Genomic DNA, 15,083 nt, shown 5'->3' on the forward strand with positions numbered 1-15,083 from the left:
TGAACAGCCGCACAGGCCCCCTATGCCCGTGCGCTGTTGCCGCCCCTGGCCTTCAACGAGCCCTTGGGCAGCGCCAGTTTGATCTCCTCACGCAGATCGTTGATCTTCGGATAACTGGAGTACTGCCCCGTCAGCCGGTACATCTCACGCAGCCGGTCCCAGGTGCGGTGGGAGGAGTTCGAGCCCATCGACGTCAGGGCCAGGCGTGCGTACCGGTCGGCCTGTTCGGGGTCGTCGGCGATGAAGCAGGCGGACGCGAGCGAGATGTGGTCGAAGATCTTCGACCGGTCCCGGCCCTTCTCCCGCAGCTCCAGGGCTTCCTTGGCATGGCTCTGCGCGACGGCGGCCGCGGACGGGTCGTGCTCCGCGAGCGTCCGGTAGGCCAGGGCCTGCATCCCGTGCATGTCGGCCTCGTCGAACAGCTGCATCCAGCTCGGCGGCGGCACATCACCCTTGTCCGAGACGAAGAGGTCCTCCGCCTCCCCCAGGGTGCGCCGCATGGCCTGGCCCTTGCCCAGCGACGCCTGTGCCCAGGCCTCGATGGTGTAGAGCATGGCCTGGGTGCGCGGCAGGACCTCGTCACCGGATCCGGACTTGGCGAGCTTCATGAGGTCGAGCGCGTCGTCGGGCCGGCCCAGGTGCACCATCTGGCGGGCAGCTCGGGAGAGCGCCTCGCCCGCACGGGGCCGGTCACCGCCTTCTCGGGCCGCGTGCGCGGCGATGATGAAGTACTTCTGGGCCGTGGGCTCCAGGCCGACGTCGTGCGACATCCAGCCCGCGAGGACGGCGAGGTTGGCGGCGACGCCCCACAGGCGCCGCTGCAGATGGTCGGGGTGTCGGTAGGAGAGCATGCCTCCCACTTCGTTGAGCTGTCCCACGACAGCCTTGCGTTGCAGTCCGCCCCCGCGGGCCGCGTCCCAGGCCCGGAACACCTCGACCGAGCGCTCCAGTTCCTCGATCTCCTGCGACCCGATGGGGGCGGCCTCGTAGCGGTCGAACCCAGCGGGGTCGGCGTGCAGGGGATTGTCGATGTCAGGGGCGTCGGCCGCGAGGGCCGGATCGGAGTGCAGCCAGTCCTGCATGGCGCTGCTGATTGCGGATCCGGCGGCGAGCGCGGCGCCCGCGCCCACCAAGCCGCGTCGGTTGAGCATGAGGTCCATTCCCGTGAATTCGGTGAGGACCGCGGCAGTCCGCTCGGGCGCCCACGGCATACCGTCGGGATGTTCCACACTCCCGGCGCCCTGCCGTTTCCCCGTGCGCCCGTGCCGGACCAGACCGAGATCCTCGATGGTCACGACACGGCCGAGACGCTCGGTGAACAGTGCCGCCAGCACCCGCGGCACCGGATCTCGCGGGATCTCTCCCGTGTCGATCCACCGCCGCACCCTTGAGGTGTCCGTCGCCAGCTGGGGGTGGCCCATGGCCGCCGCCTGCCGGTTGACCATCCTCGCGAGTTCCCCCTTGGACCAGCCGGCCAGGCCGAACAGGTCCGAAAGGCGGGTGTTGGGTTGTCCGCTCACGTCAAGCCCCCAGGTTCTCGGCTGAGTTGACACTAACCGCCTGTCAGTTGCTGAGCGACTATTCGCCAGGGTTCGCCAGGGCACGCCAGATGGTGTGCCACTGGGCATCGGGTGTCAGGTAGGAAAGCGCCACCCCGACCCGGTCGCCGAAGGGACACTCCCCAGGGTGCACCAGAGCGGCCGGGGCGGGTAGCGCAGCAACTCGCAGGCACACGAAGGGATCTGTTTCGCCCATGTACGCAGCATCGTCCTCCGTGTCCGCTCCGCCCCGGTCACTGCACGCCCGCCCGGTCGGCAGCGGCCCATATCTCGACCCCGCACGCCCGGGGGCGGCTCCCGTGCTCGGTGCCGGTCGGTCCCGGCGCGTGCCGGGGCTCGGCACCCAACCGCTCAGCGGGAGACTCGACTTGTCCGGCCCCCAGGGGGCGCAGCTGCGCACGGCGATCGCGTCGGTGCACCGGATCTGTCCGGAGTTCTCTCCGGTGCAGGTGCTGCGCCGCAGCGGCCGCTCCGTGCTCCTGGTCGGCACGACAGGGCGCAGCACCGCCGTCGCCAAGTGTTTACTCGACCACTCTCCGGTGTGGACCGAGCGGATCCGTCACGAAATAGCGGCGTACCGCTCGTTCGTGCGGCACCGGCCCCCGGTGCGGGTGCCGCGCCTGATCGCGGCGGACCCGGACAACTGCACACTGGTGATCGAGCGGATGCCGGGACGGGTGGCGGCGCTGCAGCGGCACCCGGTGGAGTCCCCGCCTCGTGCGGACATCAGGGCGGCGCTCGGCGCGATCTGCCGGCTCAACGCGTGGCGGCCGCCGGCGGGAACGTTCGACGCCCCGCTGGACTACGCGGCCCGGATCTCCCGGTATCACGAGCTGGGGTTGCTCACCGACCGGGACATGGGTGATCTGCAGAAGCTGGTGCACGGCATCGCGCACTCGTCCGGCCGCCAGGGCATGGGCCAGTTCTGCCACGGCGACGCTCTCCTGTCCAACATTCTCCTGTCACCGGCCGGTCCAGTGCTGGTGGACTGGGAGCATGCGGGCTGGTATCTGCCGGGGTACGACCTGGCGACGCTGTGGGCGGTCCTCGGGGACGCGCCCGTCGCCCGGCGGCAGATCAGCCAGCTCGCGCAGTCGGCGGGACCGGCGGCGCGCGACGCGTTCCTGGTGAACCTCATGCTCGTGGTCACCAGGGAGATCCGTACGTACGAGACGGCCGTGCAGCGGTCGATGCACGAGACGACCCCGGCGGCACCGGGACCGGCCCACCCGGGTGCTGCGCCGTCCGGCGAGGAACAGCGGCTGCTGCTCAGGCGGCTGCACGACGACTGCCAGATGGCCCGCAAGGCCGTCCGAGCGGCGGTCGGCACTCGCTGACGGGGATGGTGGTCCGCGGTGTGCCCGGTACAGGGCGCATCGCGGACCTTCGTCATGTCGGGCCGCCGATCTCGCCCGGCACTCCTCCATCGAGGAACGTTCACCCGAACAGGCCACAGGTCCACTCCACTGACGCCTCGCAGGCCGGGTCACCGTCGCCGCGAAACCCGCGACACCCGCCGCTGACGTGGGAAATCAACTGTCTCTGGGCATGATTGACGGATCGTCGGAGAGCCGGTACCACTGACGCACGCCCGGCCCCGCACGCACCATCGCGACCGATCGTCCCAGGAGGCCTGCTTTGCGAGGATCCCCCAGCGACTCCAGCCCCTCCACCGGGCACAGACGCGCACGCAGGACGGCCGGTGCCCTCGCCTCGGCGGCCCTGCTGCTTCCGCTGCTCGGCGCCGCCCCGTACGACAGCGGCTCCCAGACGTCCTCCGCACGTCTGCAGAGCGCGTTCGCCGACGCGGCCGCCCAGTACCACGTACCGCGGAATGTGCTTCTCGCCGTCTCCTATATGCAGTCCCGCTGGGACGCGCACGGCGGGGCGCCGAGTGTCACCGGTGGCTACGGTCCCATGCATCTGACGGACGCCCGCACCGCGATCGCCCGGACGGTGGCACCGCACCACAGCGAGGGCATGGAGGACGCGCGTGGCGACGACTCACGCACCCCGCTGCTCCCCGACATCAAGATCCCCGAGAACACCCAACTCCCCGCCCGTCTCAAGACGTTGACGAAGGCGGCCGATCTCACCGGCATCCCGGCGGAGCGGCTGCGTACGGACGCGGCCGCCAATGTGGCCGGGGGTGCCGCGCTGCTGGCCGCCGCCCAGAAGCAGCTCGGCGAGCCGCTCAGTGACGACGCGGCCGACTGGTACGGGGCGGTGGCACGCTACTCGGGCGCCGACGACACGGCGACGGCGGCGAGGTACGCCGACGACGTCTTCGACGTGATCCGCCGCGGAGAGCACCGCACGACGGACGCGGGCCAGCAGGTCGCACTCGCGGCTCAGCCTGAACTGCGGGCCGTCACCCGGCAGTTGGGCGATACGGGACTTCGGGCGGCGCGCGCGGCCGGCACCGAGTGCCCGGCGACCGTGTCCTGCGAGTGGATTCCGGCACCGTACGAGGAGCTCGGCGACGGCGACTACGGCAACCACGACCTCGGCAACCGGCCCAAGTCCCAGAGCATCAAGTACATCGTCGTGCACGACACGGAGGGTGCCTGGGAAGGCGTCCTCAACATGGTGCAGGACCCCACCTATGTGTCGTGGCAGTACACCCTGCGCTCCACCGACGGGCACATCGCCCAGCATGTGAAGGCCAAGGACGTGGCCTGGCACGCGGGCAACTGGTACGTGAACGCCAAGTCGATCGGCCTGGAGCACGAGGGGTTCCTCGCGGCACCGGACGCCTGGTACACGGAGGCGATGTACCGGTCGTCGGCGCGGCTGGTGACGTATCTGGCGAAGAAGTACGGCATCCCGCTGGACCGGCAGCACATTCTCGGCCACGACACCGTGCCGGGAACGACGACGGCGAACATCCCCGGGATGCACACGGACCCGGGCCCGTACTGGGACTGGCAGCACTACTTCGCCCTGCTCGGCAAGCCGCTGCGCGCCGTCCCGGGATCGAACGGCGGGCTCGTGACCGTGCTGCCCCGATTCGCCAAGCACAAGCCGAAGTTCACGGGCTGCGTCACGAAGGGCGAGCCCTGCGCGGCGCACGGTTCGAGCGCCGTACGGCTGCACACCCAGCCGCGCTCGGACGCGCCGCTCGTCAAGGACATCGGGCTGCGGCCCAAGGGCGAGGACTCCACGATCGATGTGAACGACGTGGGTTCGCGGGTCTCCACGGGCCAGCGGTACGCGGTCGCCGGGCGCGACGGTGACTGGACCGCGATCTGGTACCTCGGCCAGAAGGCCTGGTTCAAGAACCCGGCGAAGCAGCCGACCGCGGTGAACGCGACCGGTCTCGTCGTGACACCGAAGGCCGGACTGACCGAGATCCCCGTCTACGGACGCGCGTACCCGGAGAAGGCGGCCTACCCGGCGGGCGTGCCCGTCCAGGAGATCTCGCCCCTGCCGTACAAGCTGCTCAAGGGGCAGAAGTACGCGGCGGGCGACAAGGTGCCGGGCGAGTACTTCTACGCGCCGACCTTCGACACGACGCCGCACCGGGTGGTACGCGGCAAGGACATGTACTACGAGATCCAGTTCGGGCACCGGGTCGCGTTTGTGCGTGCCGCCGACGTACGGGCGGTGCCGTCGGCCTCGTAGAGCGTCACTTCGGCGGCTCGTGGAGTCCGAAGGCGGAGCCCTGGTCGTCGCGGCACAGCTTGAAGCGGCCGAACCGGGCGGCCGACTCCTCGCTGTCGCCGCCGTCGCCCAGGTCCTCCACCGTGCCGCCCAGTTCACGGACCCGGGCGACGGCGGCGTCGAGGTCGTCCACCCGGAAGAAGAGGTAGGGGGAGGCTCCGGTGTCGCCGCCGTGCATTCCGCCCGGCACTCCGTCGGTGGTGATGGCGAAGCCTCCGCCTTCGGACGTGCCGGGTTCGAAGGTCCAGCCGAGGAGGGATCCGTAGAAGGCGCGGCCCCGCTCGGGGTCGGCCACGCCGATTTCGAAGAAGGTCGGTTCGCCGCTCATCGCGCGTCTCCCGTCGTGAGACATGTGTCGGGCGCCTCAAGCCACCGTACGCGGGACGGAACGCGGGCGCCCGCCGTGCCGGTGCCGCTCGTGCGGCGGGGGGCCGTTGTGTGACGGGGCCCGCGCGTGAGCGGGTTCAGCCCTCCTCGATCCGGCGCAGCCGTTCGGCGTCGCAGGTGCGGGGGCAGGTGGAGCAGGCCTCGGCGGGGCGGATCGTGTAGTAGAGGCAGCAGCCCATACGGGTACGGGTCGTGTGCTGCCGTCCGTCACTGCCGGTGAGCCGACGGAACTCCGCTCCGCCCGGGAAGGGTGCGACGGCCGAGGGCAGGAGCGCGGTGGCCGCCCGGACGGCGTCCGGCTCCTGGCCGAGCATGCGGCCGAGGTACCAGATGCCGGAGACGAGGTCGTCGGAGACCATGCCCCACAGGGCGCGCGGGCCGCGCCGGATGTGCGGGGCGATCGCGGAGAGCAGCGGTTCCATATGATCGGCGACGGCCACCCTCAACTCAGCACGCAGCGCCTCCTCGTGAGGGGCCGTCAGTGCACCGGGGAGGGCGGTTGCCGGGTCGCCCGGGAGGCAGGTGAGGTCCGAGCGCGGGCTGATCTCGAACACGCCGGTCGTCAGGTCGAGCCGTACGTCCTCCGGGTGGATACGCGGCACCCGGCCCGTGAGGTACCAGACGCCGCTCATCAGCAGCCCGACGGACCACGCGTAGTCGTGGAGGGCCCGGGAAGCGGCGACGTCCCGGCGCGGGGTGTGGTCGTAGCGGTCCTGGATACGGGTCGTCTCGGCCAGGAGGAAGGCGTCCAGGGCTTCCTGATCCTTCGTCAACTCGGCTCCGCTGACGCCCATTTGGGTGACGGCCGGATTCTGGTCTGCGACCCGCACGGTCAACGCCTCGCACACCTCGCCCAGTTGCCGGTACGTGTCCGCTAGCAGGCCGGACACGGACACGCCCGCACCGGTCGACAGAGTCTCCACGGCCACGGTCATTGGTACTCCTGTGCATGGGGGGCAAAGCGAGTGAAGCAGGTAAGGCTTACCTTAGTATAGAGATCACCGACAGCAGCGCGTGACCGCACCCTCGGGAGCAACGATCAAGGGAGGCGCATGTCACAGCCCATCCACAGCTGGTTGAAACATTAAACATGCCTAACCTAAGCTCACGTACCGTGACTGTGACCCAACGGGCCGCACCGACGGGTGTGCCGCGTCCCCTGCGGCCGCCGCGTACCGCGATCGGGCTCATGGCGGATGCCGCGCTCGCGGGTCCCAGGGCAGTCGCGCACGGCATCAGGCGCGATCCACCGGCCTCGCCGACGACGCTCGGCATCAACGCCTGTGCGGGAATCGCGGGCGTGACGACGGCCACCGGCGTGGAGCTTCCGAGGAAGTGACCCCCACCGCCAGGAACGTGACCGGCCTCCCGGACACGCCCTCAACCCTCCACCCACGAGCGGAAGTTGTCCTCGCGCATGCGTATGTATCTACTCGCCCTCAACCCGACCGACTCCGTCACCGAAGGGTTTCTGCCCGCCGCGGCGCGGCTCGGGCTGGACGTCACGCTCCTCACCGACCAGCCGGACGCCCACCGGAGCGTGTATCCGGAGGTCGAGATCCTGGAGTGCGACGTACGCGACTTCCGTGCCGTCGTCACCCGGATATCGACCCATCACCGCCCCGACGCGGTCTTCACCAACAGCGATCATCTGCAGACCCAGGCCGCCCTGGCCGCCGACTACTTCGGTCTGTCGGGCAAGGACTGGTGGGTCACCCTGCGTACCAAGGACAAGGCCGAGATGCGTCGCCATCTCACCTCCGTCGGCGCCGACACGGTGTGGTCGACCGAAGTCACCGATCTCGCGGGCCTGGCCGCCCTCGACGTCCCGTACCCCTGTGTGGTCAAGCCGCGCGAGGGCGTGGCCAGCGAGGACGTCGTGCTCGTCTACGGTCCCGAGGAACTGCTGGCGCGCTGCACGGAGATCCGCAGCCGTCGCCCGGGGGCCGCCCTGGTCGTCGAGGAGTACCTGCCGGGCGAGCTGTACACCCTGGAGACGCTCGGCGACGGCCACGTCCGCCATGTCCTGGGCGGATTTCACACCACGGTGTCACCACCGCCGTACTTCATAGAGGAACGGCTGACCTTCGTCGCGGCCCATCCCGAGCCGGTCGTCGCCCAGGTGCTGGCCCAACTCGACGCGCTCGGCGTGGGATTCGGCGCCTGCCACACCGAATTCGTCGTCCACGAGGGCAAGGCGCGGATCATCGAGGTCAACTACCGCGCCATCGGCGACCAGTGCGATCTGCTGCTGGCACGCCTGCTGGAGATCCCGCTCTTCGAGCACATCCTGCGTACGCATCTGGGTGAGCGTCTGCCGGCGGACCTGGGCGCGCGGGGTGACGGTGCGGCTCGGCTGGAGTACCCCTGTGCCGAGAGCGCCGGGACGCTGACCGCTGCCCCCGCCGCAACCGAACTGGCCGTCGACGGAGTGCAGTTGACGTATCGCCCGCTTCGGGAGGTCGGCGAGCGGCACGAGGTGTATCACACCAATCGCGACTTCCTCGGCGTGCTGCGGGCCATGGGAACCGACCAGGAGGCCGTGGACAAGGCGGTGGCCGAGTTCCTGGCCGGACAGCGGTGGGAGATCCAGCGGTGACGGGCCCGACTGCGACGATCGGCGACTCCTTCGAAGCGGGGGGCGGACACCGCCCGCGGCCGGAGACCGACCCCACCGAGGGCGAGTTGGTGATCCGAGTGCTCAGCGCCCTGCTGCGTGAGGACGTGGTCGGCCTGCGTACGCGCAGCACGCTGGTGCGACGACCGGACGGCGCCTGGCTGCAACGGGCCGACGGACAAGGGGGTCTTCTCCTGCTGCCCGTCGTCGAGGACGGGTTCCAGTGCGAGTTCGCTGCCCGGCTGCCGTTGCTCGTCGGGGAGTCCGAGGGAGCCGCGCCCAGCCCCTACGAGACGTGCGACGAGATCCTTGGCGCGCTGCGGGCCCTGGCCGACCCCGTCGACCAGGGCGGGTTCGACGCCTTCGCGGAGGAGTGCCGTCAGACGCTGGCCACCATGCGGCTGCACGACTCGGACCGGTCGGAGGTCGCCGAGCGGCTGACGGACCGGCTTGGTGCGGATCCGGCCGACTGGACGGGGCTGACGGCCGGGCTGGCGTTCGACGCCCTCGCCGCCCGTCTCGACCATCCCGTCTATCCCACGGCACGCGGCCGATCCGGGCTCGCCGAGGAGCAATTGCGGGCGTACGCACCGGAGTTCCATCCGCACTTCTCGTTGCGCTGGCTCGCCGTGCCCCGGGAAGCGGTCACCGGCATCTTTCCGGACCACTGGCCCACGCCCGGGCTTCTCGGGCTGGGGCCGCTCGACCGTACGCACGTGACCCTGCCCGTGCACCCGTTGACCGTCGGTGCGCCGCTGGAAGGGGCCCTGCGTGCCACCGGTCTGACGGAGCGCGCGGTGCTCGCCGACCGTGCCCACCTCGAAGCCGCGCCGACCCTGTCGATGCGTACGGTCGCCCTGTCCGCCGACCCGTTGCTGCACGTCAAACTCCCCCTGGCCACCGCCACGTTGGGCCTGCGCAACCGGCGGACCATCAAGCCCGGGACACTCGTCGACGGAGCCGCGGGACAGCGTCTTATCGAGCAGGTCGTCGCCCGCGAGCCCCGATTCCAGGACACGATCCTGCACGCCGACGAGACCATGTACGCGCACGCCGGGCACGAACTGCTCGCCGCGCTCTTCCGGCGTTACCCCGCCGGTCTCCAGGACTCCGTCGTCGTGCCGATGGCCGCGCTGCTCGCCGAAGCACCGGGTGGCCGGCTGGTCATCGACCACCTGGCCGACCGCTTCTACGGCGGCGACCCGCTCGCCCTGCTGGACGCCTGGCTCGCGCTGCTCTTCGACTGGCAGACCACGCTGTTCGGGTACGGGATCGCGCTGGAGTCGCACCAGCAGAACATCTCGCTCGTCCTCGACCGGCGCGCCGAGGGCCGCACACGGCTGCGGCTGTTGTTGAAGGACAACGACGGACCCCGCATCAACGCCGCGCGCCTGAGAGAGCAGTTGGGGGGCGATGCCACCGGCCCGCTTGACTTCGACGACGCCCGGACCTTCACCGAGAGCGACCAGCCGGTCGTCGACCTGTTCACCACCATCACGGTCCATCTGTGCGCGGGCGCCTACGCGTTCGGGCTCGCCCGGCACGGTCGCGCTCCGCTTCCGGTGCTGCTGCGGCTCGTACGCGACCGACTCGCCGAGGCGATCGAGCGGCTCGGGACGGGAGCAGGTGGACCCGGCGCCGCACTGCGGGCCCAGGTGCTGGACTCGCCCCGCCTGCCAGTGAAGGCGATGGTCACCGCGGGAACCCTGCTCACCAAGGAACGTTCGGGCGCTGCGGACATCAACAAGCACTACACGACCGGCCCCAACTACCTTCTGCGCACGGGGGATTCGGCATGACCGCCGAAGTCCTGCGGATGCCCCGCCCCGGGTTCGGCCCCCGGCACGTGCACGCGGTCACGGGCTGCTACTTCGTGGCGTCGTTCGCGGCGCTGGGGCTGCCGCCGTTCCTGACCGAGATCCTGCCGGAGCTGGGAGATCGGACGGCTCGCTGGGCGGGTCTGCTGTATGTCGTGCCCACCGTGTTCGGCGCGTTGGGTGCCCCTCTGTGGGGCCGGCTCGCGGACCGCTTCGGACGAAAACGGCTTTTGCTGTGCGCCCAGTTGGGGCTTGCCGTCGCCTTCCTGCTCGCGGGGTGGGCCGATTCGCTCGGCACCTTCACTGCGGCTCTGGTGTTGCAGGGCATCCTCGGTGGCACGTTCGCGGCGTCCAACGGCTACCTCGGCGCCGCGCTGGAGGGACCCCATCTGTCCAGGGCGCTCACGCTGATGCACGGCAGTGCGCGGGCGGCCCTGGTCGTCGCGCCGGTCGTCGTCGGCTTCCTGTCGTCCTGGCTGTCACCGCATCGCCAGTACGCGCTGCTCGCCCTTCTCCCGCTGGCGGCCGCTCTGTTGCTCGCCGTACTGCCCGAACCAAAGCTGGAGGAGGCCCACTTGACGGAGGTGTCGGAGACGTCCGAACCCGTCCCGGCGGCGGCGCTTCGCTCGCTGTACGCGCTCGAGTTCGCCTTCGTCTTCTCCACGGTCATCTCCTTCCCCTACCTCATCTCCCTTGTCGAGGAACGAATACCGGGCGCGTCACCGACGCTGGCGGGCGTGCTGTTCGCCGTGCCCCACCTCTGTTACCTCATGGCCGCCATGCCCGTACACACCGCCTTCCGGGACCGCGCCCGGGCCGGGATCGTGTTCGGATTCGTCTGCGTCGCGATCGGACTGGCCGGTCACAGTGTGGCCGACTCCCTCCCCACTCTCATCGGCGTACGGCTGATCCTCGGTGTGGGCCTGACGCTCGGCCTGGTGTGTCTGTCGGTGCTGACCGCCGACTGTGTCAAGGGCCGTTCCCCCGGCGGGCTGTTCGGCTCGCTGGAGTTCTTCTCCAAGGCCGGCGCGGTCGCCGCCGGCGTGGCCGCGGCGGCGGGCAGCGCCCGCTACGGCCCGACCGCACCGTTACTCACCGGCGCGGCCGTCGCACTGATCACCGTATGCGCGACCATCCTCCGCTCTCTTTGCACCCGCTGGAGCCACACATGCCCTCGCTGACCGAGTCGCTCGGTAGCACCCGCGCCTCCACCACCGCGCCCGCCTCCCGGGCCGAACTCCCGTCCCCGGACGAGGCCGTGGCGCACACCCTCCTCAACTGTCTGCTGCGCGAGGTGACGGCGCCCGAGCGCCAGACCGCCCTCACCGATGGCCGTCTGCTGCTGCGGCTCCCCCGCCGCGGTGTGCTGCTGCGCGTCGCCCTGCGCCGTACGTCGCTGCTCGGCGCGCACCGCTTCGCCGGCCCGGTGAGCGAGCGGACGGCCGACGGTGGCTGGCACGTGGTCGGCTGGCGGCGGCTGGCCGAGTACACGCGGGACGAGCTGTCCCTGCGTACCGGTGTGCGCAACGAGGAGTTCCTCGAACAGATCGACTCCAGCCACCGGACCATCGCCGCCTCTCTAGCCGTACGGGCCGGGAACGGCCCCCGTCCTCTCTCCGCGCAGGCCGGGCCCGGCGCGAACTCGCTCGCCGCCGTGCAGGTAGCGGTCGACCCGAGCGCGATCCCCGTACGGGCGGATGCGGACTCGCTGTCGGCTGACACGCCCGTCGCCGCCTACCTCGCGTCCGAGCAGTCGCTGCTGTTCGGGCACCGCTTCCACCCCACGCCCAAGGCGCGCACCGGAGACGCGGACTCCTGGCTCGCCTACTCGCCGGAGGCCGGCGCGGCCTTCCCCCTGCGCCACCTGGCCGTACGCGAGCACCTGATCGCCGAAGAGGCCACGGAGCCCGGTGCCCTCGATGCGCTCGACGCGCTCGACCGGCGGGACCGGCAGGGCCGTAGGAGCGGAACAGACGTGCCCGACGGCTTCCGGCTGCTGCCCGCCCACCCCTGGCAGTACGCGATGCTCCGCGAGCACCCCGCACTGCGCGCGGCCCTCGGGCGCGGGGACATCCTCGACCTCGGCCCGGGCGGCAGGCCCTTCGCCGCCACGGCGTCCGTACGGACGCTGTACGACGGCGAGTCGTTCCTGAAGTTCAGCCTGAACGTCCGGATCACCAACTGCCTGCGCAAGAACGCGAGTTACGAGTTGTCCGGGGCCGTCGCACTCACCCGTGCCCTGGACCCGGCCCTGGCCGACCTGGCCGAGCGTTTCCCCGGCAGCGCGGTGCTCCGCGAGCCCGCGTACCGCAGCCTCGCCCTGCCCGGACCGGACGGCACCCCGGACCGCGAGCTGCTCGAAGGCTTCGGCGTCATCGTCCGCGAGGGCCTGACCCGGCACCTTCTGCCCGGCACGACCCCGCTGCTCGCGGCGGCCGTCGCGGACGAGTACCCGACGAGTCCCGCACACGTCTCCCACCTTCTCGACGCGGCTGGTCCGCATGCCGCGCTCGACTGGTGGTCGGCCTATCTCAGGCTGCTCGTGCCGCCGGTCCTCGCCGCCTACTTCGACCACGGTCTGGTGCTGGAACCCCATCTGCAGAACGTGCTGATCTGCGTCGACGGCGACGGCATGCCGGCCCAGGTCCTCTTCCGCGACCTGGAGGGCACCAAGCTCGTGCCCGAGCACCACGCCGAGACCCTCGCCGCGCTGCCGCCCGAGGTCGCGGGCCCGATGACGTACGACGCGCAGCGCGGCTGGGACCGGGTCGTCTACTGCCTGCTCGTGAACCACATCGCCGAGCTGCTCGCCGCGCTCGCCGATCTGCACCCCCATGCCGAGGCCGCGCTGTGGGCCGAGGTCCGCCTCACGCTCCAGAAGTACGCCGACCGGCACGGCTGCCCGCCGCCGCTGGCCGCTCTGCTCGCCGGAGTACCGCTGCCCGCCAAGGCGAACCTCCTCACCCGCTGGGAGCGCAAGGCCGACCGCGAGGCCGGATACGTCCGCCTGCCCTCTCCGCTCGGCGAGGACATCCTCCGCCACACGACCGGGAGCACTCGATGACCAACCCCACCACCGACGTACGGGACCGCGTGCTCTCCCTGCCTTCCGGCGAACTCCCCGCCTACGTCTACGATTTGGCGGCACTGCGCGAACACGCCGCGACCGTGCGGGCCGCCCTGCCCGAGCGGGTCGAGCTGTATTACGCGGCCAAGGCCAACCCTGAGCCGGAGATCCTGGCCGCGCTGGGCCCGTACGTGGACGGCTACGAGGTCGCTTCGGGCGGCGAACTCGACCATGTCGCCAAGGCGGTTCCGGGCCGCTCGCTGGCCTTCGGTGGTCCGGGCAAGACGCCCGACGAGATCACGGCCGCGCTGGAGCTGGGCGTGGAGCGTTTCCATGTGGAGAGCGAGTACGAGCTGCACATGCTGGCCGAACTGGCCCGGCGGGCCGCGCCCGGCAGCCGGGTCGCGGTCCTGCCGCGCTTCAACCTCCCCGTGGCGTCCGGCTCGTTGGCCGCCGGCTCGCTGGCGATGGGCGGCCGTCCCACGCCCTTCGGCCTCGACCCGTCAGAGGCGGACTCGGTGATGCGTCTGCTCACCGACGGCACGTATCCGCACCTCGAACTCCGGGGCATTCACGCCCACTTGGCCAGTGGGCTCCGGGCTGCGGAGCAGCTCGCGGTGGCCGAGTCCATCGTGAAGTGGGCCGTGGGGCTGGCTGAACGGCACGACGGGGTGCGGCTCGCCGAGGTGAATGTCGGCGGGGGCATGACGGTCGACTACGCCGCTCCGGAGGAGCGATTCGACTGGGTCACGTACGGCGAGGGGCTCGCCGAACTCGTCTCCCGGTACCCGGATCTGACGTTGCGTATCGAGCCGGGGCGGGCGCTGACCGCTTACTGCGGCTGGTACGCCACCGAGGTGCTGGACGTGAAGCAGAGCCACGGGGAGGAGTTCGCCGTGGTGCGCGGTGGCACGCACCACATGCGCACGCCCGCGACCAAGGGGCACGACCAGCCCTGCACCGTGCTCGCGGTGCAGGACTGGGCTCATCCTTGGCCGCGGTCGGCCGCGAGACGCGAACTCGTCACGCTCACGGGCCAGTTGTGCACCCCGAAGGACGTGTTGGCCCGGAACGTCCGGGCGCCGGGGCTGAGGGCGGGCGACCGTGTGGCGTTCGCGCTGGCCGGCGCCTACGCGTGGAACATCTCCCACCACGACTTCCTCATGCACCCTCGGCCCGGGTTCCACTTCCTGGACGACGTGGATACCGAATCGGCCGGGGGTGAGGGGGCGCAGGGCGAGGGGTTCGCGCATTGAACGTGGTCTCGCCGTCCGCCGGCGGTTCGGTTCGCCGCGGGCGGCGGGGTTCAGCCCTGCTGGAAGAGCTCCGCGGGCAGGGGCTTCAGGAGCGCGTAGAGATCGTCGGTGATGGGGCGGTCCCAGGCGGCGATCGTCACCAGGACGTTGTCGCTGCGGTCGAACTGGACGCAGGAGATCCGCGTCTCGGAGAGCTTGAGGCGGCGCACGATGAGGAGGTTGTCGCCCTGCATCACCGGCATGTCCTCGGCCCCGACGACCGTGACCTCTTCCTCGTTCTCCAGGGCCAGCAGCAGCTGCGCGACCTCGAACGGGACCTCTCCCTCGGCGACGTCCCGGGCCGGTGAGCCCTCCGGCAGATTGCCGATGATCATCGCGGGGCCGCGGCCGCCGAACAGGTCGTAGCGCAGGAACACGCCCTGGCAGCTTCCATCGGGCGCGGGCAGCAGGCCCGCGCCGAGATTGCCGGGCCAGTCGCCCGGGTCCATGGCCAGAACGTCGAATTCAGGCCCGGCGGGAGTGGCGCTGCGGCGGCGGAGGAAGGACATGCCGCAATGGTACGTGCCCCGAGGGGTGGACGGGCGTGGGGTCGACGGCCGTTGGCCAGCGAACGTTGGCCATCACGCGTTGACTGGGGCCGGTCCACCGACGGGCGTTGACCATCGCATGGCGACTTCGAGCCGTTTCCGTCACCGACTGTTTGCCAACGCTCGTTGC

The 15,083-nt window shown here is 70.8% G+C and carries 12 protein-coding genes; 8 read left to right on the top strand and 4 right to left on the bottom strand.

Annotation, left to right across the window (positions count from 1 at the left end; genetic code table 11):
- Window positions 1-20 precede the first annotated feature (20 nt).
- Window positions 21-1,520 carry a hypothetical protein gene (locus ACIBEI_RS18580; RefSeq protein WP_398889987.1) on the bottom strand — a complete coding sequence of 500 codons (1,500 nt, stop codon included), beginning with the start codon at window positions 1,518-1,520 and terminating at the stop codon, window positions 21-23.
- Window positions 1,521-1,753: 233 nt separating this feature from the next.
- Between ACIBEI_RS18580 and ACIBEI_RS18585 the strand changes: the two genes are divergently transcribed.
- Both ACIBEI_RS18585 and ACIBEI_RS18590 read left to right on the top strand, forming a co-directional pair.
- A complete protein-coding gene (locus ACIBEI_RS18585) occupies window positions 1,754-2,896 on the top strand; it encodes an aminoglycoside phosphotransferase family protein (RefSeq protein WP_398889989.1) in 1,143 nt (380 codons plus the stop codon).
- A 301-nt stretch (window positions 2,897-3,197) separates the two neighbouring features.
- Complete coding sequence (locus tag ACIBEI_RS18590; RefSeq protein WP_398889991.1) at window positions 3,198-5,183, top strand: N-acetylmuramoyl-L-alanine amidase; 1,986 nt, start codon at window positions 3,198-3,200, stop codon at window positions 5,181-5,183.
- A 4-nt stretch (window positions 5,184-5,187) separates the two neighbouring features.
- On the opposite strand, the gene ACIBEI_RS18595 is transcribed toward ACIBEI_RS18590, so the two are convergent.
- Both ACIBEI_RS18595 and ACIBEI_RS18600 read right to left on the bottom strand, forming a co-directional pair.
- Complete coding sequence (locus ACIBEI_RS18595; RefSeq protein ID WP_398889993.1) at window positions 5,188-5,550, bottom strand: VOC family protein; 363 nt, start codon at window positions 5,548-5,550, stop codon at window positions 5,188-5,190.
- 136 nt (window positions 5,551-5,686) lie between these two features.
- Window positions 5,687-6,544 (bottom strand): (2Fe-2S)-binding protein, encoded by an 858-nt coding sequence (locus ACIBEI_RS18600; RefSeq protein ID WP_398889995.1) that lies wholly within the window; start codon window positions 6,542-6,544, stop codon window positions 5,687-5,689.
- A gap of 179 nt (window positions 6,545-6,723) precedes the next feature.
- Here ACIBEI_RS18600 and ACIBEI_RS18605 point away from each other — a divergent pair, with 179 nt between their 5' ends.
- The 6 genes from ACIBEI_RS18605 (at window position 6,724) to ACIBEI_RS18630 (ending at window position 14,366) form a co-directional block, all read left to right on the top strand.
- Window positions 6,724-6,948 carry a hypothetical protein gene (locus ACIBEI_RS18605; RefSeq protein ID WP_398889997.1) on the top strand — a complete coding sequence of 75 codons (225 nt, stop codon included), beginning with the start codon at window positions 6,724-6,726 and terminating at the stop codon, window positions 6,946-6,948.
- Window positions 6,949-7,026: 78 nt separating this feature from the next.
- Window positions 7,027-8,208 (top strand): acetyl-CoA carboxylase biotin carboxylase subunit family protein, encoded by a 1,182-nt coding sequence (locus ACIBEI_RS18610; RefSeq protein ID WP_398889999.1) that lies wholly within the window; start codon window positions 7,027-7,029, stop codon window positions 8,206-8,208.
- Window positions 8,209-8,225: 17 nt separating this feature from the next.
- Window positions 8,226-10,025 (top strand): IucA/IucC family protein, encoded by a 1,800-nt coding sequence (locus ACIBEI_RS18615; RefSeq protein WP_398890276.1) that lies wholly within the window; start codon window positions 8,226-8,228, stop codon window positions 10,023-10,025.
- Window positions 10,022-11,224 (top strand): MFS transporter, encoded by a 1,203-nt coding sequence (locus ACIBEI_RS18620; RefSeq protein WP_398890001.1) that lies wholly within the window; start codon window positions 10,022-10,024, stop codon window positions 11,222-11,224. Before ACIBEI_RS18615 ends, ACIBEI_RS18620 begins: the two co-directional genes overlap by 4 nt.
- Window positions 11,212-13,107, top strand: coding sequence for an IucA/IucC family protein (locus ACIBEI_RS18625; protein WP_398890003.1), 1,896 nt, complete (start codon window positions 11,212-11,214; stop codon window positions 13,105-13,107). Before ACIBEI_RS18620 ends, ACIBEI_RS18625 begins: the two co-directional genes overlap by 13 nt.
- On the top strand, window positions 13,104-14,366 hold the full coding sequence (locus ACIBEI_RS18630; RefSeq protein ID WP_398890005.1) for a type III PLP-dependent enzyme: 1,263 nt from the start codon (window positions 13,104-13,106) through the stop codon (window positions 14,364-14,366). The genes ACIBEI_RS18625 and ACIBEI_RS18630 overlap by 4 nt, the downstream gene beginning before the upstream one ends.
- A gap of 50 nt (window positions 14,367-14,416) precedes the next feature.
- Here the strand turns inward: ACIBEI_RS18630 and ACIBEI_RS18635 are convergent, their stop codons facing one another.
- A complete protein-coding gene (locus tag ACIBEI_RS18635) occupies window positions 14,417-14,914 on the bottom strand; it encodes a hypothetical protein (RefSeq protein WP_055610485.1) in 498 nt (165 codons plus the stop codon).
- Between the last annotated feature and the right edge of the window lie 169 nt (window positions 14,915-15,083).

Origin of the sequence: Streptomyces sp. NPDC050988 (assembly GCF_044456225.1) — a bacterium.
GTDB lineage: Bacteria > Actinomycetota > Actinomycetes > Streptomycetales > Streptomycetaceae > Streptomyces.

Bases quoted from the DNA above. Each gene is read 5' to 3' on its own strand.
- ACIBEI_RS18585 (WP_398889989.1), top strand. From the start codon at position 1,754: ATGTACGCAGCATCGTCCTCCGTGTCCGCTCCGCCCCGGTCACTGCAC.
- ACIBEI_RS18595 (WP_398889993.1), bottom strand. From the start codon at position 5,550: ATGAGCGGCGAACCGACCTTCTTCGAAATCGGCGTGGCCGACCCCGAG.
- ACIBEI_RS18600 (WP_398889995.1), bottom strand. From the start codon at position 6,544: ATGACCGTGGCCGTGGAGACTCTGTCGACCGGTGCGGGCGTGTCCGTG.
- ACIBEI_RS18610 (WP_398889999.1), top strand. From the start codon at position 7,027: ATGCGTATGTATCTACTCGCCCTCAACCCGACCGACTCCGTCACCGAA.
- ACIBEI_RS18620 (WP_398890001.1), top strand. From the start codon at position 10,022: ATGACCGCCGAAGTCCTGCGGATGCCCCGCCCCGGGTTCGGCCCCCGG.
- ACIBEI_RS18625 (WP_398890003.1), top strand. From the start codon at position 11,212: ATGCCCTCGCTGACCGAGTCGCTCGGTAGCACCCGCGCCTCCACCACC.
- ACIBEI_RS18630 (WP_398890005.1), top strand. From the start codon at position 13,104: ATGACCAACCCCACCACCGACGTACGGGACCGCGTGCTCTCCCTGCCT.
- ACIBEI_RS18635 (WP_055610485.1), bottom strand. From the start codon at position 14,914: ATGTCCTTCCTCCGCCGCCGCAGCGCCACTCCCGCCGGGCCTGAATTC.